Source organism: Actinacidiphila yeochonensis CN732 (assembly GCF_000745345.1).
GTDB classification, from domain to species: Bacteria; Actinomycetota; Actinomycetes; order Streptomycetales; family Streptomycetaceae; genus Actinacidiphila; species Actinacidiphila yeochonensis.
The window spans coordinates 297,115-316,322 of record NZ_JQNR01000003.1 but is presented as its reverse complement, the minus strand read 5'-3'; the positions used below and the strand labels follow the sequence as shown (position 1 = coordinate 316,322).

The following is a 19,208-nucleotide window of genomic DNA, read 5'->3' as shown; positions in this document are numbered from 1 at the left end:
GCGGGGGCGCGGGCCGCCGAACCGGCAGGGACGTGAACGGCCGCCGTACCGCCGGGAGTCCGGGGCGGTGCGGCGGCCGTCGGGCGACGGCGGCGCGGCCCTGGGTCAGGGGGCCGCGGGCCGCCGGGCCTCGCGAGGAGGACGCGGGTCGGGAGGGGGCGTTGGCGGGGCCGGGCTCGGCGCGGGGCCGTTCAGGAGCGCGGCAGCACGGGCAGCCGGGCCGCCGCGGTACCGAGCCCGGCGGGCGGGCCCCACGGCTGCCGGGCCGTCGCCGCCGCCGCGGCAGCCGCGTGCGGGAAGTGCGCCATCAGCGCCCCGTCGTCGTAGCGGTGGCACCCCTCGTGCCAGGTGAGGATGCCCGCCAGCCAGTCCCGCAGCTCCTGCGCGTAGCCCAGCAGCGCCTCGCGGGCCGCCCCGTCCAGGTCGAACTCCTCGAAGAGGGCGGGGATCTGGGTCTCCGTCAGGAGCTGGAACTCCGCCATCCGGGCTTCCATCAGGTCGCCCACCACGTCCATCGCCTGCTGCGGCGAGCAGTCGAGGAAGTTCCGCACCACCAGTACCGCGTTGTGCACCTCGCCCTCGAACTCGACCTCCTTGCGGTAGGAGAAGACGTCGTTGACCATGCAGGCGAAGTCCGCCGCGGCGGCCTCCATCGACCGCACCGGCCGGGCCCGGTAGACCTCGTCCGCCAGCACGTCGCCGTGGCCGATCCGGGACAGGCTCATCGTCAGGTCGGAGCCGAAGGTCCGGCGGCGCATCTCCACGTAGTCCACCGGGTCCGGCACCCGGTTCAGCCGCTGGTTGTCGAGCTCCCACAGCCAGCTCTCGCACATGTCCTCGACGGACGCGCGGAACCGCGCCCGGGCGGCCGGTGCCATCGGCCCCGCCGTACGCCGCCACAGGTCGGCCAGCCCGCGCTCCAGCGCCGTCACCGGGGGCGGTGGCGGCGGGCCCGCGTCGAGCGGCATGAACAGCTTGAGGCGCTCGGTGGCGATCCGGGCCGCCGCCATGTCCCCGGACCGCCCGAAGACCGCCGGGTAGTAGTCGTCGCCGTAGGTGCCCCAGGCCAGCCAGTCCGTGGTGAGCGCCAACTCCTCCTCGGAGGCGGCCGGGTGGATGCCGGCCGAGCACAGCGCGAAGTCGTAGGCGGCGAGCTTCTCCTCGTTCCACAGCCCGCCGGGCAGCGGGAAGCCGGGCTCCGGGCCGGTCAGGCCCGTCGCCCGGCCCCACTCCAGGCTGTGCCGCCGGGCGGCGTCCAGGTGCGGGCTGAGCGTGGTCGGGAACGGCATCGGCACGGCCGCCCGCCGCACCTCTCCGGCCGGCTGGTGCGGCGGGTGGCTGAAGGAGCGCAGCCGCTGCGGCATGGTGGCCGCCAGCGACGCCGCCACCCGGGCGGCCGAGGAGCCCAGCCCGGTCGGGCCGCCGAGCGTCAGGACGGCCCGGGAGCGCTCGTCGGCGCCGTTCATGTAGCGGCTGGAGCGCATGTGCCACTCGTGGCCGCCGGACTGCCAGTCCTGGAGCCCCTTGACGTAGGCGAACACCGCCAGCCGCTCCTCCGGGGACACCGCGAAGCGGTCGAAGAGCGGCTCCACCTCGGTGAACGCGGTGTGCTCGAACTGGTGGAGGCGCGAGGTCAGCAGGTCGTTGACCCGCTCGGCGGCCTCCTGCGGGCCCAGCCCGAGGAACCGCTCCAGCACCAGCACCGCGTTGGACAGCTCGCCCTCCTCCTCGATCTCGCGCTGGTACGAGAAGAGGTCGTTGCGCAGGTGCACGCCGTCGGCGAAGCAGTCCCGCAGCACCCGCAGCGGGCGGCTCCCGGCGATCCGGGCCGGCAGTTCCGCACCGGCCGCGTGCTCCACCAGGTTCGCCGACCACGGGGCGCCGCCGACCTTGCGGCGCATCTCGATGTACTCGACGGGGTTGGCCACCCGGCCCGCGTTGATGTTCGACAGCTCCCACAGCGACTCCTCCAGCAGCGCGCGGGTGCTGTCGTGGAAGCGGCGGCGGAAGTCCTCGGACATCGACGGGACCGTCCGCGCCCACAGGTCGGCCAGGCCCGCCTCCACCTGGTTGGCCGGCTCGGGCACCTCCTCGGAGAGGTCGACCGGCATGAACGCCGGCAGCCGGTCCAGGTACTCCCTGGCGCCCGCCATGTCCTGGGTGCGCTTGAAGATGTCGAGGAAGTGGTCGTCGAAGAAGAACACCCACACGTACCAGTCGGTGACCAGGTCGAGTTCGGGCCCCGACGCGTCGGGGTGGGTGTAGGCGCACAGCAGGGCGTAGTCGTGGGAGTCCAGGTCGGACTCCTCCCAGATCCCCGACCCCTCCAGCATCTCCATGGAACGCGCCCAGCTCCTGGTGTGCTCCCGGGCGGCTTCCAGATGCGGGTTGAGGCGTGCCGGATACGGCACGTAGAACTGGGGGAGTTCGAAGGGCTGGGCCATCGGCGTGGGGCCTTCCGCTGAAGCGATCACGGCTGCGCTCACGCTAGGGGCGGCTCCCGGCCGGGTCAGGGAACGGCTGCCTAATCCGCCCGATGGGCTGAAATCCGCGCCACCGCCGATTAACGATCTTGCTCAGCGGAAACCTGGCAGCCGTTCCCCCGTGCCCGCCCGTGCCTGCTCCGTGCCTGCGAGGGGGCCGCCGCCCGCGGCTCAGCGGCTGCCGCCGGGGCCGCCCGTGACCAGCGAGGCCGTGATCGCCGCGGACATGCCCGCGTGCGGCAGCCCGCCGCCCGGATGCGCCCAGCCGCCGGCGAGGAAGAGACCCGGCAGCGGTGACCGGTTCGGGGCGCGCAGGAGCGTTCCGTCGGCGCCCGCCAGCGAGGGCGGCGGTACCGACCCGCCCGGCACCCCGAGCTCCCGCGCGGTGTCCGCCGGGGTGCGCACCTCCCGCCACAACTCCCGCTCCCGCAGGCCCGGTACGGCCGCCTCGGCGGCGCCCAGCACCCGCTCCGCGAACGCCTCCGCCAGCTCCCCGGCCGTCCAGTCCAGCCCGCCCGCGGCCGCGCCGCCGCCCGGCCCGGCGTGCGCGGGGACCACCGCGGTCACCGTGACCGCCTCGTGGCCGCCGTCGGGCCGCAGCGCCGGGTCGTCGGGGCGCAGCACCGCCACCGTCAGCGCCCCCGGCGGCGGCAGCGGCTCCCGGCCGCGGCGCGGGAACAGCCACTCCAGCGCCCGGTCGCGGTCCGCCGCGTGCACCACCGTGCGGTGCGCCGCGCCGTCCGGCCGCGAGCCGCGCAGCGCCACGTGCACCGTGAACCGCCCCGGCTCACCGGCCGCGCCCCGGAACGCCGGCTCCCCGCCGGGTCCGTCCAGCGGGCCGCCCGCCGCGTACAGCGAGGGCAGCGGGACCGCCGCCACGACCGTGTCGGCCGGCTCCACCGTCCCGTCGGCCAGCCGCACCCCCGCGGCCCGGCCGGACTCGACCACCACCTCGGCCACCGGCGCGTCGAACCGGAACCGCACCCGCCGGGCCAGGCACCGCGCGTGCAGCGCGTCCGCCAGCGCCCGCAGGCCGCCCCGCACGTACCAGACGCCGAACGACTGCTCCAGGTACGCCAGCACCGCCGCCGAGGCCGGCGCGGTGCGCGGGTCCAGCCCGTACGCCAGCGCGTGGCTCTCCAGCAGCGCGGCCAGCCGCGGGTCGCCGCCCAGCTCGCGCGCCGCCACCTCCGCCAGGCTCGGCGCCGCCCGCCGCAGCAGGCCCCGCCGGCGGGCGCCCGGGTACGGGTCGGCGGCCAGCGCGGCCGGGTCGGCCGGGACGTCCTCCAGCAGCGGCCGCCGGGTCGCCTCCCACACCTCCCGGGCGCGCACCTGCACCCCGTCCCACCGCTCGCCGCTGCCCGCGCCGAGGGCGCCGTCCAGGGCCTCCAGGACACCGGCCCGGGAGGCGTTCGGCAGCGCCAGCGAGACCCCGCCGGCGAACACGTGCCGGGCGGCCGGGTCGGTCTGGACCAGGTCGACGCACTCCTCCAGCGGCTCCCGGCCGGTCTTCACGAACAGGTCCCGGTAGACCGCGGGCAGCACCAGCAGGCCCGGCCCGTTGTCGAAGGCGAAGCCGTCCCGTTCGAAGCGGCTGACCGCGCCTCCGTGGGAGCCGCCGCGCTCCAGGACGGTGACCTGGTGGCCGGCTGTGGCGAGACGGGCGGCCGCGGCCATTCCGGCCAGCCCGGCGCCGATCACTGCGATGCGGGACATGCGGGCGAGCGTATCCCCTGAGCAGGGACGTCCGTGGCAGGGGGAGCCGGAACCGGCGGTGGCGGAGGGCGCCGCGGCGGCCGGGCGGAGGGCGCCGGCGGGGGAGGGGCGCCGTCTGAGTAGGAGTACTCAGCCGGCGGATTGAGTACGGCGGCGGATGGGCCGGCGGGCGGCCGACCGGAAGAGTGGGCCCAGGAAGGACGGGCACCCGGGGACCGCCGGCACGGGGCGGCGGAAACCCGGGTGCGCGTCCGCCCGTACGCGGCGCGGGCCCGGTGCGCCGCCGCGCCCGCTGCTCCGTGCGCCGCCGCGCCCGCTGCTCCGTGCGACGGCCGCGCCGCGGCGACGGCCGGTCGGACGCGGCGGCCGGTCAGCGGCGGGCGATGGCGCCCCCGACCCGGCCCTGGAGCAGGAGCGACAGCGCCGCGTGCACCTCCTCGACGCCGCGCTCCGGCTGGAACGCCTGCCAGTCCAGCGCCGCCACGAGCACCATCCCGAACAGCGCGGACGCGGTCAGCGGTACGTCGATGTCGTCGCTCACCTCGCCCGCCGCCACGGCCTCGCCCAGCACCTTCTCCACCACCGCCACGGCGTCCTGGCGGGCCACCATCAGCGTGTCCTGCCAGGCCCGGTTGGTCCGCCAGAGCTCGGCCACGTACAGCTGGGTGAAGGACGGGTTGGCCACGATGAAGTCCAGCCCCGCCCGGATCATCGCGTCCAGCGCGTCCACCCGGCTGCCACCGTGCTCCCCGACGCCGACGGCCGCCCGCCGGAGCGACTCCGCCAACAGACCGACGCCGTACCGCAGCAGCTCCTCGAACAGGTCGTTCTTGCTGGCGAAGTTGTAGTAGACGGTTCCCTTGGCGACCCCCGCGCGCTCCGCGATCTCGTCGACCGTGGTGGCGGAGAAGCCCTGCTCGGCGATGAGCCCGACGGCCGCGTCGAAGAGCTTCCGGCGGGTGGCCTGGCGACGTGGGGTGGTCATGGTCCCGATTCTGCCCGCCGCCGCTGTCGCCGCCGAACGCGCAACCGGCCCGCGCGGCACGGATGGTGCGGGTAACACGGGCGTTTCCGGCAGGTCACAGCCGTGCGCGAGGGGCTGGGACGGCTCTGCAAGATCCGATCCGGACCGGGCCGTCCGCCGCGCGGAGGGGCCGCGGCGGCCGCTGAACGGACGGTTGGGGGCCGGACGGACCGGATTGTCAGTGGTGGCACCGAAGATGGGCACTGTACGGAGAACGGCCCGAAACGGTACGGAGCACCCCGGAGGCACCCGGGAGGCACCGGGGGATGCCGGGAGACGCACGGATACGCAGATCCACACGAAGGCACGAAGAGACACGGCGAAAACGGAGAAAACGGAGAAACGGAGAAGGGAGCCCGTCATGGCAGTACCCGCCCGCTCGACTGCCCGCTCAGCTGCCCGCCCAACTGCCCGTCGAGCCGCCCGTGCTGTTCCCGCCGCGGGCGCCGGGGCCGACGTCCACCCGGTGCCGCGCCGCGCCGCGGCCTCGCCCGCCGCTCTCGACCTGCTGGCCCAGGCCCACGAAGGGCTGCGGGAGGCCGCCCGGTCGGCCGCGCCGCACGAGCGGTTCGCCGCCGCCCACCTCGCCGCCCTGCGCACCGCCGCCGCAGTGCTCGCCGTCCGGGGGCGGCCCGAGGAGACCGCCGGGCGGCGCCGGCGAATCCGCAGCGCCTGGTCGGTACTTCCCGAGGCGGCGCCCGAACTCGCCGAGTGGGCCGCGCTCTTCGCCGCGGGAGCCGACCGCAGGGCGCGGGCCGAGGCCGGCATACCCGGCGCGGCCACCGCCCGCGAGGCCGACGACCTGGTACGGGACGCCCGGACGTTCCTGCGGCTCGTGGAGGACCTGCTCCTGCTGCACCCGGCCCCAGGCGCGGAGCCCGGCTGAGCCCGGCGGGTCACGGGCCTGCCCCGGCCTGCCCGGTCGCCCCCCGCGGACCCCGTCGACCCCCGACAGGACGGTGCCGAACGGTTCCGGACCGTGCCGAACGGTTCCGGACCGTTCGGCGGCACACCGCCGAACGCGTCACGACAGGCCGGGGACACCTCCACCACCGAACCCTTCGCGACGATCACCGCACTAGAGTGGGACCGCCCGTCCCACCTGCACGCGAGGAGAGCCGCCCGCCATGTCCCGTCAAGGAGGGGTGGAGCCGATCCGCCCGCGCGCCAGTCTGCGGACCGCCGTGGTGTGGGAGGTCCTGCGGGACGCCCTGGAGCGCCGCGCCGCGCGGCTGGGGCGTCCGGAGCTCGACGTGCTCGACACCGGCGGCGGCACCGGGAACTTCGCCGTGCCCGTGGCCCGGCTGGGACACCGCGTCACCGTCGTGGACCCGAGCCCCGACGCCCTGTTCGCACTGGAGCGCCGCGCCGCCGAGGCCGGCGTCACCGACCGCGTCACCGCCGTCCAGGGCGACACCCACGGCCTGCTCGGGCTGGTCCCGGTCGCCGGGTACGACATGGTGCTGTGCCACGGCGTGCTGGAGTACGTCGACGACCCTGGCGAAGGCGTCCGCAACGTGGTCGGGGCGCTGCGCTCCGAGGGCACACTGAGCCTGCTGGCCGCCGGGCGCGGCGGCGCGGTGCTGGCCCGCGCGCTGGCCGGGCACTTCGCGGAGGCCAAGCGGGTGCTCGGTGATCCGGACGGGCGGTACGGCGAGGAGGACTCCCTGCCGCGCCGGTTCACCGCCGACCAGCTCAGCGCGCTGCTGGAGACGGCCGGCCTGCGCACCGTCTCCGTGCACGGCGTGCGGATCTTCGCCGACCTCGTGCCGGGCGTCCTGGTGGACACCGAGCCCGGCGCGGCGGAGGCACTGCTCAAGCTGGAGCTGGCGGCGGCCCAGGAACCCGGGTTCCACTCGGTCGCGACGCAGCTCCACGTGCTCGCCGAGCGCGGCTGATCCTCCCGGGCCCGTACGGCTGGTGCCCGTCCGCCGCAGCCGGTGCCTTCGGCGCGGCCCCTCGGACCTCCGGGCGCGGCGGGGCCGCGCCGAAGGGGCCGAAGGGCTCACCGGGCGGAGGGGCAGAAGGGCCGGATCGGCCGACGGCCGGGCGGTGCGGCCGCCCGCGCCGGCGCGCCGGAGGCCGGACTCCGCGACGGTCCCGCGCCCCTCGCCGGGGCCCGCCGGGGCGTCACGGGCCCGCTGCCGCGGCGCGTCCCACGGGCTCGCCGCGACGCCTCGCGGCGGGACTGCGCCACAGGCCGCCCACGGCGCTGTTCCTGACCGTATGCTGGCATGACGTAACGCCTGGCGGGGAAGGACAGCCCCGTCGGATTGGCGCACTGGGGCGGGTTTCACGGAGGCGTTTCCCGCCTATCCTGAAAAGGACGGACCGGCCGCGACCCCGCGCGGCCGACGAGTAGGAGGTCTCCGTGCCGCTCTCGGAGCATGAGCAGCGCATGCTCGAGCAGATGGAGCGCGCGCTCTACGCCGAAGATCCCAAATTCGCGTCCGCGCTGGAGGGAAACGGGCTGCGCACGTTCACACGTCGGCGCGTGTACCTCGCCGTCCTCGGTTTCGTGTGCGGGATCGGGCTGCTCCTGGGTGCCATGGTCGTCGAGCAGGCGTGGCTGGGCGTGGTCGGCTTCCTGGTGATGCTCGTCTGCGCCGTCCTCGCCGTGACCAGTTGGCGGCGGGCGGTGCGTCCGCTGGAGCAGCAGCAGGCACCGCCGGCGGTGCCCGGGCACATGGGTAGGAGGTTCGGCGCGCGCCGGCGCCAGCAGCCGCGCCGCGCGATGATGGACCGCATCGAGGAGCGCTGGCAGCGCCGCCGGGACGAACAGGGCCAGTAGGGCCGCGCCCCTTTCGATCGCGACCGCCCCGGCGGGCCAGGACGGCCCCCGGGGCGTCGGCATGCCCGGCCTGGCTCCTCGCACCCGCAAGGGCCCGGCCCGGCTCCTCGGACCCTCGGCCTCCCGGCCGCCTCGCCTCGAACGGGCCCGGGCACGGCCGGGAGCGCCCTCAGGGGCCTCCAGACGTGCCCCAGACGTGCCCCAGCCCCCGGGCCCGTCCGGGGTGGCGCCGAAGGCCCGCCCGTCCGCCCTCGGGCCTGGTGGGCCCGCTCAGGGGCCCCGTCGCCGAGGGGCCGTCGAGTGCCGCGCCCCGCGCCCCGGGGCGCGGCACTCGACGGCCCGGGGCCCCGAAACAGCCCCGGGGGCTGCCCTGGAACCAGGACAGCCCCCGGGGAGCGGGCCGGAAGGCGGACCGGCGGCCCCTGACCGTCGCCCTACGCGGGAGTGCGGCGGGGCCGCAGCCGCTGCCGAACCGGCGCCGCCGCGCGGGTGGAGACGTCGCGGAGCCGCCGTGTGCCCGCGTGCCACCGCGCCGACAGCGCCCACACCAGCCGCACCGAGGTCCGCGGCAGCACCACCGCCCGTACCCGGGTGCGGCGCCTCGCCGCGGCGCGCAGCCCCGCCCGGGCCTTCCGCACCTCGTCCGCGAGCCCGTCGGCCGGGCGCGGCCGGGCCGCGTAGAGGCTCTGCTCCACGGCCGAGGCGACCGACTCCGCGGCCAGCGCCGCCGGCCCCTCCAGGCCGCCGTCGCGCACCAGGCGGGCCACCGCCCGGCGCGGGGTCTCCGAGTCGTCGGGCGGCACGCCGTGGTCCCAGCCGCTGTCCAGCAGCTCCTGCCAGGCGGCCAGCGCCGCCGCCTCCGGCCCGCCGCGTCCTGCGGCCAGCCGTCTGCGGCGCAGCCGGGACCGCCACAGGGCGGGCACGGCGGGCAGCAGCAGGACCAGCAGCGCGGCCAGCGCGATCAGCGCGTCCCGCGGGGCGTGCCCGACGCCCCCGCCACCCGAACCGGTGCCGCCGGTCGCGGCCGCCGCCTCGCACTGCGGGGCCGGAGTGCCGTGCTCGGGGGCGCAGCTGTCGGTGGGGGTGGGGGTGGCCGTCGGGGTCGCCTGCGTGCTGTGCGGGGCGGCCTCCGGGCGGTCCCCCGTGGCCGAGGGGGTCTGCGACTGCGTGTACGAGGGGGCCGAGCCGCGGTAGGGCGTCGGCTCGAACCGGGTCCAGCCGATGCCCTCGAAGTACAGCTCCGGCCAGGCGTGCGCGTCCTTCAGGCCCACCGTCATGGTGTTGGTGCCGCTGGCCTCGCCCGGGGTGAAGCCGATCGCCACCCGCGCCGGGATGCCCAGGGTGCGGGCCATGGCGGCCATGGTGAAGGCGAAGTGGACGCAGAAGCCCTCCTTCGTCTTCAGGAAGCGCGCGATGGCGTCCACCCCGGTGCCGGCCTTGGCCTGCGTGTTGTACACGAACTGGCCGGAGGTGAAGTACGCCTGGAGGTCCACCGCCCGCTGGTAGTCGGTGGTGGCGTTCGCCGTCACCTGGAGCGCGGTCTGCTTGACGATCTTCGGCAGCGAGCCGGGCACCTGCGTGTACTTCTGGGCGATCTCCCCGGTGGCCCGGGGCGCCGCCGCGAGCTGGGCCGCCGTCGGCCGCACGTCCATGCTGGTGACCGTGTAGCGCTCGCTGGCGGCGGTCTGGCCGTGCTGGCCGATGATCATCCGGCCCTCGGGCTGGAACACCCAGGCGCCCGGCGCCTGCACCGACATCGCGGGGAAGGGCACCGGCAGTATCCCCTGGACGTAGTCGGCGTCCACCTGCACCTGCGTGCTCACCGAGCGGTAGGCCACGGAGTCGGCCATGCCCTGCGGATGCGGCAGGAGCGCCGGCACCGGCTCGGTCGGCAGGTTCGACGGCGACCACGCCTTGCCGTCGAACCTGTCCAGCGCGGCGATGCGCAGGTACATCCCGGACGGGTCCGAGGCGTTGGTGGTGTAGCGCAGGACCTCGTGGTCCTCGGGCTGGTTCAGGTTGTCCTGGAGGGCCGCGACGAGGTTGACCGCGCCGCCCCCGCTCTGGCCGCCGATGCCGCCGCCGTGCCCGCTGGTGTCCACCAGGCCGCTGCTGAACGAGGGCAGCGCGGCCGGCACCACCAGGGCGATGCCCAGCGCCACCACGCCGATGCCGCGGGCGCCGCGCGGCGCCCGCGAGGCGGTCCGGCCGGAGCCGGGCGCGCCGCTGGTGAAGACCCGCCCCCAGCGCGAGAGCCGGTCGCGGCCCTCGGCGAGCAGCAGCACCATGTACCCGGCGGCCGCGACCAGGAAGTACAGCCAGTCGGCGTTGCCGCCGTCGGCCAGCCCGGCCGCCACGGAGTACAGCGCCAGCAGCGGCAGCCCGGCCGGGGCCGCGCTGTTGTACGTCACCGCTATGGCGTCGACCGCGAGCGCGATCAGCACCACCCCGCCCACCAGCAGGATGCGGATGCCGGGGGTGACGGGGGCGGGGATGGAGAAGTTCGAGACGTCCGTCAGGCCGTCCTGGAGCACCTGGTTCAGGTGCTCCACGGCCAGCGGGCCCGGCAGTATCCCGCCCAGGGCCTGGCCCGAGGCGAAGATCATGGTGACCACGACCAGCGACACCACCGCCTGCGCCAGCACCGTCAGCGGCCGGGCCAGCGGCAGCCGCCGCGCCACGGCGCCGACAGCGGCCTGCAGACACACGATCAGCAGCGCCTGGAAGTACCACTTGCTGTCACTGGTCAGCGGCAGCAGCGAGAACGCCGCCATCATCGCGGCCACCGCCGCGCACACCGTCAACCGCGCCTGCCCGCTCATCCCGCCGCCCCCGCTCCGCGCCCTGCCCGCCGTGCGTCCGCCACGGCCTGCCCCCGCCCCTGCGCCGGCTGCCACGGCTGACCCGGCTTTCCCGCCCGGCCGGCCGGTCCGGCGCCGTCGCCGCCGAGGTGGCGGTCCGCCCGCTGCCACAGTTCCGGCAGCCGGTCACCGGGGTGGACCTCCACCACCGTCCAGCCGGACTCGCGCAGCAGCCGCATCGCGTTGCCCGTGCTGTCGGCGTCCTCGCCCTCCTCCTCGGCTGCCTTCGCGCCCGGCCGCACCCCGATCTCCCGGGCCAGCCAGTGGTCGCTGTCCATGACGAACGCGACCGCGCTGCCGGCCCGCTGCCGCATCCGGGCGATGACCGCCGCCTGCTCCCGGTAGACGTCGCCGAAGAACCCCACCAGCAGGCTCTCGTTGGCCGAGCGCAGCGCCTCCCAGGCGGCCGCCAGCGACTCGCCCTCGGAGTGGTCGACCACCGCGAGGGTGTCCAGCAGCAGCCCGGCCAGGTCGCCGGCGTCGCCGATGCCGGCCCCGCCGTCCGGGCCCGGCACGCCGCTGCCGGTGTCGGTGAGCAGCCGCACCGCGTAGCCGCGCTCCAGCATGTGCGCGGAGACGGAGGCCGCCCCGGAGACCGCCCACTCGAAGGCGGAGTCCGGGCCGGCGCCGAAGTAGGCGTCCCGCCGGGTGTCGAGGACGACCGTGCAGCGGGCCCGGTGCGGCTGCTCCTCGCGGCGCACCATCAGCTCGCCGTACTTCGCGGTGGAGCGCCAGTGCACCCGCCGCAGGTCGTCGCCGTGCCGGTAGCCGCGCGGGATCATGTCGTCGTCACCGGCCAGCGCCAGCGCCCGGGTGCGCCCCTCGCCGTAGCCGGAGGACTCGCCGTTCAGCCGCACCGGCGGCAGCGGCTCCACCCGGGGCACGACGGTGAGGGTGTCGTAGGCGCTGAACGAGCGGGTGAGCTCGACCATGCCGAACGGGTCGGTCAGCCGCAGTTGGAGCGGGCCCAGCGGATAGCGGCCGCGCAGGTCCGAGCGGACCCGGTAGGACACCTCGCGGTGGCCGCCCGGCTCCACCCGGTCCAGCACGAAGCGCGGCCGCGGCCCGAGCACGTACGGGACGCGGTCCTGGAGCATGAGCAGGCCGGTCTGCATCCGGGAGACGTTGTCCACCCTCAGGTGGACGCGGGCCTCGGACATGGCCGGCACCCGCGACGGAGCCAGCCGGCGGCTGCCCGCCACCCGGTAGCGGGTGCGGTAGAGGACGGCCACGGACACCAGTGGCAGCACCGCCAGCAGCAGCCCGACCCGCAGCAGGTCGGGCTGGCCCAGGACGTAGGAGCAGGCTGCGGCGGCCAGCCCGGCGGCCACGAAGGACCGGCCGCGGGTGGTCAGGCCGCCCAGCGCGCGGCGGAAGCCCGAGCCCTGCCGCTCCCCGCCGGAGCCGGCGTCGGCCTCGGCCTCGGCGTCGGCCCGGGCGCCCGGCCCGGCCACCGGCGGCGGGGCCTGGCCGGCCCCGGACAGGTACCCGGGGCCGTACGCCGGCGGGTTGGCGGGGCCGTACCCCGGGGCCGGCCCGGCGGCGGGGCGCCGCGGCCGGCGGCCGGCCGGGTTGCGGAGGCGGGACCGGCGCGGGCCGGCCGGGCGCGGGCATCAACGGCCCCGCGCGTCCGGCATGGCCTGCGGCGCGCCGCCCGGCCGCTGCGGCCAGCCGGCGCCGGGGCGGCGCCGTTCCCGCCGCCCGCGCCTGACGACGGGTCCGGCAGCGGTACCCGCTGCAGGATCTCGGCGATCACCTGTTCGGGGGTACGCCGGTTGAGCTGGGCCTGCGCGGTCGGCAGCAGCCGGTGGGCGAGCACCGCGGAGGCCAGCGACTGCACGTCGTCGGGGAGCACGTAGTCCCGGCCGTCCAGGGCCGCGGAGGCGCGGGCGGTCCGCACCAGGTGCAGGGTGGCCCGCGGTGAGGCGCCCAGCCGCAGGTCGGGGTGGTTGCGGGTGGCGCCCACCACGGCCACCGCGTAGCGCCGCACCGGTTCGGAGACGTGCACCTGGCGCACCGCCTCGATCAGCTTGACGATGTCGTGCGCGTGCGCGACCGGCTGCAGGTCGTCCAGCGGCGAGGTGCCGCCGTGCACGTCCAGCATCTTCAACTCGGCCTCGGGGCTGGGGTAGCCCACCGAGACGCGGGCGGTGAAGCGGTCCCGCTGCGCCTCCGGCAGCGGGTAGGTGCCCTCCATCTCCACCGGGTTCTGGGTGGCGATGACCATGAACGGGTCGGGCAGTTCGTACGTGGTGCCGTCGACGGTGACCTGCCGCTCCTCCATCGACTCCAGCAGCGCGGACTGGGTCTTGGGCGACGCCCGGTTGATCTCGTCGCCCACCACGATCTGCGCGAAGACCGCCCCGGGCTTGAACTCGAAGTCCCGCTGCTGCTGGTCGAAGACGCTCACCCCGGTGATGTCCGACGGCAGCAGGTCAGGTGTGAACTGGATGCGCCGCACGGTGCAGTCGATCGACCGCGCCAGAGCCTTGGACAGCATCGTCTTGCCCACACCGGGCACGTCCTCGATCAGCAGGTGGCCCTCCGCCAGCAGGACGGTCAGCGCGATCCGCACGACCTCCGGCTTGCCCTCGATCACGTTCTCCACGCTGCGGCGCACGCGGCCCGCGGTCGCGGTCAGATCGCTCAGGCTCGGTCGTGCGTCAAAGGTCGTCACCAAGTGCTCCTCGGCCTGTTCCTAGGGACCGCGGAGGGTCCCTCAGGGGCGCGGTCATCCCTTGACCGGGCCCTCCCCAAACGGGCAACGTCCGCCACCGGCGGGTCGTGCCGCAGGGTGCATTCTTCCCTTACGGGGAGGGCCGCGTCACTCCCCGCCGTTACTTGTCCGTGATTTCGCGGAGCAGGCCGGTGTGCACGTCGAAGACGAAGCCGCGCACGTCGTCCGTGTGCGGCAGGAACGGCGAGGTCCGCACCCGTGCCATCGACTGCCGTACGTCCTGGTCGATGTCGGTGAACGACTCCACCGCCCACGTCGGCCGCTGCCCCACCTCCCGCTCCAGTTCGGAGCGGAACTCCTCGGTGATGGTCTGCATGCCGCAGTTGGTGTGGTGGATCAGCACGACCGAGCGGGTGCCCAGCGCGCGCTGGCTGATCGCCAGCGAGCGGATGGTGTCGTCGGTGACGACGCCGCCCGCGTTGCGGATGGTGTGGCAGTCGCCGAGCCGCAGTCCCAGCGCCTTGTGCAGGTCGAGCCGCGCGTCCATGCACGCCACGACGGCCACCTGGCGCACGGGCGCCGCGCCCATGCCCGGGTCGCTGAAATCGGCGGCGTAACGGGCGTTCGACTCCACCAGGTCGTCGGTGACGGACGCGGTGGTGGCGGTGACGGACGGTGCGGTGGGGGCCCCGGCGGTGCTCTCGGCAGGCCCGGCGGGTCCAGCAGATATCGACATGTTCCGACGGTATCCGAGCGGCGGCCCGGACGGCGCCGCGCCCGAGCCGGACGGCCGTTGACGGTGGAACATGGTGGAGTAAAGTGGCGCGAAGTGGTGCCGTCTGGTGGAGGTGTGCCGTGAACCTGGGATTCCTCGGCACGCACACCCCGCGACTGGACGACAAGAACCGCCTGGTGCTGCCGGCCCGCTTCCGGGAGCCGCTGGCCGGCGGCCTGGTCATGGCCCGCGGGCACGAACGCTGCCTGTGCGTCTGGCCGGTGGAGGGGTTCCGGGCCGCCACCGAGCAGCTCGCCGCCGCCCCGCTGAGCTCCAAGGCCGCCCGCGACTACACCCGGGTGCTCTTCGCCGGGGCCCACGACGAGGTGCCCGACCGCCAGGGCCGGGTCACCGTCCCGCAGCCGCTGCGCGAGTACGCCGGACTGGTCCGCGACCTCGCGGTGATCGGTGCCGGCACCCGCGTGGAGATCTGGGCGGCGGACGCCTGGGAGCGCTACCTCGCGGCCCAGGAGGACACCTTTTCGGCCCTGTCCGAGGAGGTGCCGACCGGCATACCGTGAGCCCGGCGCGTCCTGCCGTGCCCCGCGGCACCCGCGGGCGTCCGTCGCACCCCACGCCCCGAGTCCCCCCGCGCTACGCCGTCCGGGGGAGGACGCGGGCGCGGGACGCGCGACCCGGCCTCCTCCCGCTCCGGCCTCCCGCTGGCCCCACTTCCCCGGTGCCAGAGGGGCGCTCTCCCCGAGCGGGCGGGGACCAGGCCCCGCGTCCCGCCCGTGGCGGCGGCCCCGCCGCCGGGCAGGCGGCCGCGCCGTGATCGCGGCGACGCGGCGACACCAGCGGCCGTAGCGCCGCCCGGTGGGGGAATCCGGGACGGCACCCCCGACACTGGGACCAGCACACGGACGCCGGACCCGGAGCACGTCCGCACCACCGTCGGAACGCACCCGGAGCGCATCGACAGCCACCGAGCACGATCCGACGACCACCGAGGACGACCGACGACCACCGAGGACGGCCACCGAGCACGACCGATGCACGCAGCAAGAACGCAAGCAGGCCGCAGGCGGGCCGCGGGCGGCCGTACGCGGAACACCCGCGCGGGCCGGCGGGCGCCGACCGGCCCGTCGGGCGCCGTACCGACGCGAACCGAGGGGCCGACACGCAGCACCGCGAGCACCACCGCAACCACGACCGACCGACCACCGTCCTGAGAAGTGACCGAGAACCGTCCGGAATGGGCACCATGACCGACCCGTCCCCGCCCCCGCGGCACGTCCCCGTGATGCTGCGCCGCTGCCTCGACCTGCTGGCGCCCGCCCTCACCCCGACGGGGGACGCCCCACCGCAGGCCGCCCCCGTGGTCGTGGACGCCACCCTCGGGCTCGGCGGCCACAGCGAGGCGCTGCTGCGCACCTTCCCCGCCTGCCGGCTGATCGGCCTGGACCGGGACCCGGCCGCCCTGAAGCTGGCCGGTGAGCGCCTGACGCCCTTCGGCGACCGGGCCACCCTCGTGCACGCCGTCTACGACGAGATGCCGCAGGTGCTGGAGCGGCTGGGCGTGCCCAGCGTCCAGGGCGTGCTCTTCGACCTCGGCGTGTCGTCCATGCAGCTCGACGAGGCCGACCGCGGCTTCGCCTACGCCCACGACGCCCCGCTGGACATGCGGATGGACCAGACCACCGGGATCAGCGCCGCCGAGGTGCTCAACACGTACCCGCCCGGCGACCTCGTCCGGGTGCTGCGCGCCTACGGTGAGGAGAAGTTCGCCCGCAAGATCGTCGAGGCGGTGGTCCGCGAGCGGCAGCGGGAGCCCTTCACCAACAGCGCCCGCCTGGTGGAGCTGATCCGGGAGGCGCTGCCGCAGGCCGCCAAGCGCACCGGCGGCAACCCCGCCAAGCGGACCTTCCAGGCGCTGCGGATCGAGGTCAACGGCGAGCTGGCGGTGCTGGAACGGGCCGTGCCCGCGGCGGTCGCGGCCCTCGCGGTGGGCGGCCGGATCGCCGTGCTGTCCTACCACTCGCTGGAGGACCGGCTGGTGAAGCAGGTGCTGGGGGCCGGCGCCGCGCAGACCGCGCCGCCCGGCCTGCCGGTGGTGCCCGAGCAGTACCAGCCGCGGCTGCGGCTGCTGACCCGGGGCGCCGAACTGCCCACCGAGGACGAGATCGCCGAGAACCGGCGGGCCGCCCCGGCCCGGCTGCGCGGCGCCGAACGTATCCGGGAGGACCTGCGGTGAGCTCGGGCGGAGGGCCTCGGCGGCCCGCGGGAGGCCGGCGCGGAGCCGGGTCGGGGCTGGGCGGGCTGGGGTTCGGCCTGCTCGGCGGGCGGCAGGCGGCGGACCGGTCGGCGACGGCGGCCCGCACCCCGTTCGTCGTCCTCGTGGTGGCGCTGCTCGGCGGCGGGCTGATCACGCTGCTGCTGCTGAACTCGGCCGTCAACAGCGACTCCTTCAAGCTGGACAAGCTCAAGGACCGGACCACCGGCTACACCGACGAGCAGCAGCAGCTCCAGCAGGAGGTCGACGGCTACTCGGCGCCCGGGCAGCTCTCCCAACGCGCCCAGCAGCTCGGCATGGTGCCCGGCGGCGTGCCCGCCTTCCTCGGCCCGGACGGCACGGTGCACGGCTCCCCGACGCCCGCCACCGCCCCGCCCTCCCCGCCGCCGAGCCCGGCCCCGACCGCCGCGGACCCCACGACCCCGTCCGGCGCCCTGGCGCCCCCGGCGGGGACGGTTTCCGGGACGACCTCCGGGACGGCCTCCGGGAACGCGCCCACCACCGCCGCCACGTCCGAGATGTCCGGCACGTCCGGCACGTCCGCCCTCCCCTCCGCCTCCCCGACTCCGTCCGCGCCGGCCGCCACGGCCCCGACCTCCGCCAGGTGAGCGTGTGACCCCCCGTGACGACAGCGGCCGGCCCGCCCCGGCCGGCTCCCCCGACGGCAGCCGGCCCGCCCCCGCCGGCCCGAACCCGGCCGCGTCCCCCGCGTCCCCCGTGTCCCGCGCGCCCCCAGCAGGCGCGCCCGCCCGCCGCCCGCCGCGGCCCCGGCCGCGCCGCCCCGGTCGCGGCACCCGGACCGTGCGGCTCGGCGCCCCCGGCCCCGGCTGCGCCTGGTCGGCGCGGTCCTCACCGTGGTGTTCGCCGTGTTCGTGGTGCGGCTGCTCCAGGTGCAGGCCGTCGACGCCTCCGCGTACGCGGCCAAGGCCGCCGTCAACCGCTGGGTCACCCAGGAGGTCACCGCCGACCGCGGCACCATCACCGACCGCGACGGCGCCGACCTGGCCACCACCGTCGACGCCTACGACATCACGGCCGACCCGTACCTGTTCACCGCCGCCCAGACCAAGGTCCGCGACGCGCCCCAGCAGGCCGCGCAGCTCCTGGCGCCGATCGTGGGCGGCGACGCCGCCACCATCGCCCGCCAGCTCGCCACGCCCCGCTCCCGCTACCAGCTCATCGCCCACCAGCAGTCCCCGCAGGCCTGGAAGCAGATCCAGGACCTGAAGTCCTCCTTCGCCGCCAAGGCCGCGGCCGGCCAGGGCGCCGACGTGCTGGCCGGCGTCTACAGCGTCCCGCACTCCAAGCGGGTCTACCCCGACGGCGACCTGGCCGCCGGGGTGATCGGCTTCGTCAACAGCCAGGGCCAGGGCGCCGGCGGCGTGGAGTCCATGCTCGACAAGGAGCTGACCGGCAGGAACGGCAAGATCCGCTACGCCCAGTCCAACGGCTGGCAGGTGCCCACCGCCGGCTCCGAGGAGCAGCCCGCCGTCCCCGGCACCGACGTGCGGCTCACCCTGGACCGCGACATCCAGTGGGCCGCCCAGAACGCCATCACCCAGCAGGTGCGGAAGTCGGAGGCCGACCGCGGGTACGTCATCGTCCAGGACCCGCAGACCGGCCAGGTGCTGGCCATGGCCGACGCGCCCGGCTACGACCCCAACGACCTCAGCCACGCCGAGGCCGCCGACCTCGGCAACGCCGCCGTCCAGGACGCGTACGAGCCCGGCAGCGTCAGCAAGCTGATGTCCATGGCCGCCATCATCGACACCGGCACGGCCACCCCCACCACCCGCGTCGTCGTGCCCGGCACCCTGCCCCGGGCCGACCGGATCTTCCACGACGACGTCGACCACGGCACCTGGGACCTCACCCTCAACGGGGTGCTCGCCAAGTCCAGCAACATCGGCACCATCGAGGCCAGCGGCCAGCTCGGCCGCACCCAGCCGCAGGCCAACCAGGTGCTCTACAGCTACCTGCGCAAGTTCGGCATCGGCCAGCCCACCGGCGTGGGCTTCCCCGGCGAGACCCCCGGCATCCTCGCCAAGCCGCAGGACTGGAACGCCTCCCAGCAGTACACCATCCCTTTCGGCCAGGGCCTGTCCGTCAACGCCCTCCAGGCCACGTCGGTGTACTCCACCATCGCCAACGGCGGGGTGCGGGTGGAGCCCAGCATCGTGCGCGGCACCACCGGCCCCGACGGGCGGTACGTGCCCGCCGACCCGCCCAAGCGCACCCGGGTGGTCAGCACGAAGACCGCCACCACCCTGGCGGACATGCTGGAGTCCGTCGTCGGCGACGAGCAGGGCACCGGCCTCAACGCCCGCATCCCCGGCTACCAGGTGGCCGGCAAGACCGGTACGGCCAACCGGGTGGACCCGGACACCGGCCGGTACAAGGGCTACACCTCGTCCTTCTTCGGCTTCGCGCCCGCCGACAAGCCGCGGCTGACCGTCTCCTGCGTCATCCAGAACCCGACCCGCGGCAGCTACTTCGGCGGCGACATCTGCGGGCCGGTCTTCAAACAGGTCATGGAGTTCGGCCTCAAGGCGCTCGGCGTGCCCCCCACCGGCAAGCCCGCGGCCAACCTGCCGGTCACCTTCGACGCCGGTCCGCCGGCCCCCGCCAGCGGCCGGAAGAACGGGTGA

General features: G+C 75.9%; 13 protein-coding genes and 1 pseudogene. 7 read left to right on the top strand and 7 right to left on the bottom strand.

The features are described 5' to 3' along the window. Nucleotides 1–191 precede the first annotated feature (191 nt). The 3 genes from BS72_RS02975 to BS72_RS02965 all read right to left on the bottom strand — a co-directional run bounded on the left by BS72_RS02975 (nucleotide 192) and on the right by BS72_RS02965 (nucleotide 5,184). Nucleotides 192–2,444, bottom strand: coding sequence for a terpene synthase family protein (locus BS72_RS02975; protein WP_037906134.1), 2,253 nt, complete (start codon nucleotides 2,442–2,444; stop codon nucleotides 192–194). 210 nt (nucleotides 2,445–2,654) lie between these two features. Continuing rightward, nucleotides 2,655–4,199, bottom strand: a complete 1,545-nt coding sequence (locus BS72_RS02970; RefSeq protein WP_232792193.1) for a phytoene desaturase family protein — start codon at nucleotides 4,197–4,199, stop codon at nucleotides 2,655–2,657. Nucleotides 4,200–4,569: 370 nt separating this feature from the next. Beyond that, the gene (locus tag BS72_RS02965; protein WP_037906132.1) at nucleotides 4,570–5,184 is read right to left on the bottom strand and encodes a TetR/AcrR family transcriptional regulator; all 615 of its coding nucleotides are present in this window, start codon (nucleotides 5,182–5,184) and stop codon (nucleotides 4,570–4,572) included. Nucleotides 5,185–5,584: 400 nt separating this feature from the next. Here BS72_RS02965 and BS72_RS02960 point away from each other — a divergent pair, with 400 nt between their 5' ends. The 3 genes from BS72_RS02960 (at nucleotide 5,585) to BS72_RS02950 (ending at nucleotide 8,014) form a co-directional block, all read left to right on the top strand. Continuing rightward, entirely contained in the window at nucleotides 5,585–6,109 is a 525-nt protein-coding gene (locus BS72_RS02960) for an SAV_6107 family HEPN domain-containing protein (protein ID WP_037906130.1), read from the top strand. Between the two features lie 241 nt (nucleotides 6,110–6,350). Further along, nucleotides 6,351–7,121 carry a methyltransferase gene (locus BS72_RS02955; protein WP_037906128.1) on the top strand — a complete coding sequence of 257 codons (771 nt, stop codon included), beginning with the start codon at nucleotides 6,351–6,353 and terminating at the stop codon, nucleotides 7,119–7,121. Between the two features lie 473 nt (nucleotides 7,122–7,594). Beyond that, nucleotides 7,595–8,014, top strand: coding sequence for a DUF3040 domain-containing protein (locus BS72_RS02950; RefSeq protein ID WP_037906126.1), 420 nt, complete (start codon nucleotides 7,595–7,597; stop codon nucleotides 8,012–8,014). A 434-nt stretch (nucleotides 8,015–8,448) separates the two neighbouring features. Here the strand turns inward: BS72_RS02950 and BS72_RS02945 are convergent, their stop codons facing one another. The 4 genes and pseudogenes from BS72_RS02945 to BS72_RS02930 all read right to left on the bottom strand — a co-directional run bounded on the left by BS72_RS02945 (nucleotide 8,449) and on the right by BS72_RS02930 (nucleotide 14,288). Continuing rightward, nucleotides 8,449–10,836 carry a transglutaminase TgpA family protein gene (locus BS72_RS02945; protein ID WP_037907395.1) on the bottom strand — a complete coding sequence of 796 codons (2,388 nt, stop codon included), beginning with the start codon at nucleotides 10,834–10,836 and terminating at the stop codon, nucleotides 8,449–8,451. Then, entirely contained in the window at nucleotides 10,833–12,329 is a 1,497-nt protein-coding gene (locus tag BS72_RS02940; protein WP_078900967.1) for a DUF58 domain-containing protein, read from the bottom strand. Before BS72_RS02940 ends, BS72_RS02945 begins: the two co-directional genes overlap by 4 nt. A gap of 209 nt (nucleotides 12,330–12,538) precedes the next feature. Continuing rightward, nucleotides 12,539–13,552, bottom strand: a pseudogene (locus BS72_RS02935) (AAA family ATPase); the annotation flags it as partial. 160 nt (nucleotides 13,553–13,712) lie between these two features. Beyond that, complete coding sequence (locus BS72_RS02930) at nucleotides 13,713–14,288, bottom strand: beta-class carbonic anhydrase (RefSeq protein ID WP_051950584.1); 576 nt, start codon at nucleotides 14,286–14,288, stop codon at nucleotides 13,713–13,715. Nucleotides 14,289–14,407: 119 nt separating this feature from the next. Between BS72_RS02930 and mraZ the strand changes: the two genes are divergently transcribed. The 4 genes from mraZ (at nucleotide 14,408) to BS72_RS02910 (ending at nucleotide 19,208) form a co-directional block, all read left to right on the top strand. Then, the gene (gene mraZ, locus BS72_RS02925) at nucleotides 14,408–14,848 is read left to right on the top strand and encodes a division/cell wall cluster transcriptional repressor MraZ (RefSeq protein WP_322942083.1); all 441 of its coding nucleotides are present in this window, start codon (nucleotides 14,408–14,410) and stop codon (nucleotides 14,846–14,848) included. 683 nt (nucleotides 14,849–15,531) lie between these two features. Continuing rightward, a complete protein-coding gene (gene rsmH, locus BS72_RS02920; protein WP_037907384.1) occupies nucleotides 15,532–16,521 on the top strand; it encodes a 16S rRNA (cytosine(1402)-N(4))-methyltransferase RsmH in 990 nt (329 codons plus the stop codon). Further along, on the top strand, nucleotides 16,518–17,168 hold the full coding sequence (locus BS72_RS37035) for a septum formation initiator (RefSeq protein WP_198545740.1): 651 nt from the start codon (nucleotides 16,518–16,520) through the stop codon (nucleotides 17,166–17,168). Before rsmH ends, BS72_RS37035 begins: the two co-directional genes overlap by 4 nt. 246 nt (nucleotides 17,169–17,414) lie before the next feature. After that, a complete protein-coding gene (locus tag BS72_RS02910) occupies nucleotides 17,415–19,208 on the top strand; it encodes a peptidoglycan D,D-transpeptidase FtsI family protein (RefSeq protein ID WP_322942082.1) in 1,794 nt (597 codons plus the stop codon).

Excerpts from the sequence above, each read along its gene's own strand:
- BS72_RS02975 (WP_037906134.1), bottom strand. The coding sequence starts at position 2,444 with ATGGCCCAGCCCTTCGAACTCCCCCAGTTCTACGTGCCGTATCCGGCA.
- rsmH (WP_037907384.1), top strand. The coding sequence starts at position 15,532 with ATGACCGACCCGTCCCCGCCCCCGCGGCACGTCCCCGTGATGCTGCGC.
- BS72_RS02955 (WP_037906128.1), top strand. The coding sequence starts at position 6,351 with ATGTCCCGTCAAGGAGGGGTGGAGCCGATCCGCCCGCGCGCCAGTCTG.
- BS72_RS02960 (WP_037906130.1), top strand. The coding sequence starts at position 5,585 with ATGGCAGTACCCGCCCGCTCGACTGCCCGCTCAGCTGCCCGCCCAACT.
- BS72_RS02930 (WP_051950584.1), bottom strand. The coding sequence starts at position 14,288 with ATGTCGATATCTGCTGGACCCGCCGGGCCTGCCGAGAGCACCGCCGGG.
- BS72_RS02970 (WP_232792193.1), bottom strand. The coding sequence starts at position 4,199 with ATGTCCCGCATCGCAGTGATCGGCGCCGGGCTGGCCGGAATGGCCGCG.
- BS72_RS02945 (WP_037907395.1), bottom strand. The coding sequence starts at position 10,836 with ATGAGCGGGCAGGCGCGGTTGACGGTGTGCGCGGCGGTGGCCGCGATG.
- BS72_RS02965 (WP_037906132.1), bottom strand. The coding sequence starts at position 5,184 with ATGACCACCCCACGTCGCCAGGCCACCCGCCGGAAGCTCTTCGACGCG.